Annotated in this window: 1 protein-coding gene; it reads left to right on the top strand. The window is 71.0% G+C overall.

Going from position 1 to position 1,095, the window contains the following annotated elements; genetic code table 11:
• Window positions 1–1,095: tetratricopeptide repeat protein (locus tag SE91_RS37955; RefSeq protein ID WP_245318631.1), on the top strand; the 1,095-nt coding region annotated here is incomplete at both ends.

Genomic DNA, 1,095 nt, shown 5'->3' on the forward strand with positions numbered 1-1,095 from the left:
CGGCGGCTCGACCATCACCTCGAAGATCCGCTCGCTGCTGGTCGGCGCGAGCGTGGTGGTGATCGTGCTGGGCACCTTCAAGATGGCGATGAACCTGCTCGACGGCGGCAGCCCGCCGGCGCCGCAGGCGATGCAGAATGTCCCGAGCGACCCAATATCGCCCGCTCCGGCGCCGCCCCCGGTCGAGACCAAGCCAGCCGCGCCCGAGCAGATCACGCCGTCGATGACCTCGCCGACGCCGATCGGGCGGCAGTCCCAGAACAATGCCGCCCCAGTGCCCGCTCCCACTCCGGGCAACTCGGCCTCGGTCGAGATCCCGCCGGCGCCTGCCGCGGCCCCGCCGCCTGCCTCCAGCGACGTCACCGGCGCGCTGTCGGGCACGAGCCGCGCCAAGCTCGGTCTCATCCAGGTGCCGCCGAGCGAGAAGCTGCCCGAGGCCATCGGCGGCCCCGCCTTGCGCACCGCCGCGATGAAGGGCGATGCGACGGCGGCCTACGAGATCGGCATGCGCTTTGCGGAAGGCAAGGGCGTCGCCACGAACTATGACGAAGCCGCCAAATGGTACGACCGCGCCGCGCAGGCCGGCGTCGTTCCCGCGACCTTCCGCCTCGGCACGCTCTACGAGAAGGGCCTCGGCGTGAAGAAGGACGCCGACATCGCCCGCCGCTACTACACGCAGGCCGCCGAGCGCGGCAACGCCAAGGCGATGCACAATCTCGCGGTGCTCGATGCCGATGGCGGCGGACGCGGCGCCAATTACAAGAGCGCGGCGCAGTGGTTCCGCAAGGCCGCCGATCGCGGCGTCGCCGACAGCCAGTTCAACCTCGGCATTCTCTATGCCCGTGGCATCGGCGTGGAGCAGAACCTCGCCGAATCCTACAAATGGTTCAGCCTCGCAGCCGCGCAGGGCGACACGGATGCGTCCGGCAAGCGCGACGACGTCGCCAAGCGCCTCGACTCGCAATCGCTCGCCGCCGCCAAGCTCGCCATCCAGACCTTCAGCGCCGAGCCGCAGCCCGACGATGCCGTCAACGTCATGACCCCGCCCGGCGGCTGGGACAGCGCGCCGCAGGCGGCCGCAAAGCCGGCGCCGAA

It is taken from the genome of Bradyrhizobium sp. DOA1 (assembly GCF_001593325.1).
GTDB lineage: Bacteria > Pseudomonadota > Alphaproteobacteria > Rhizobiales > Xanthobacteraceae > Bradyrhizobium.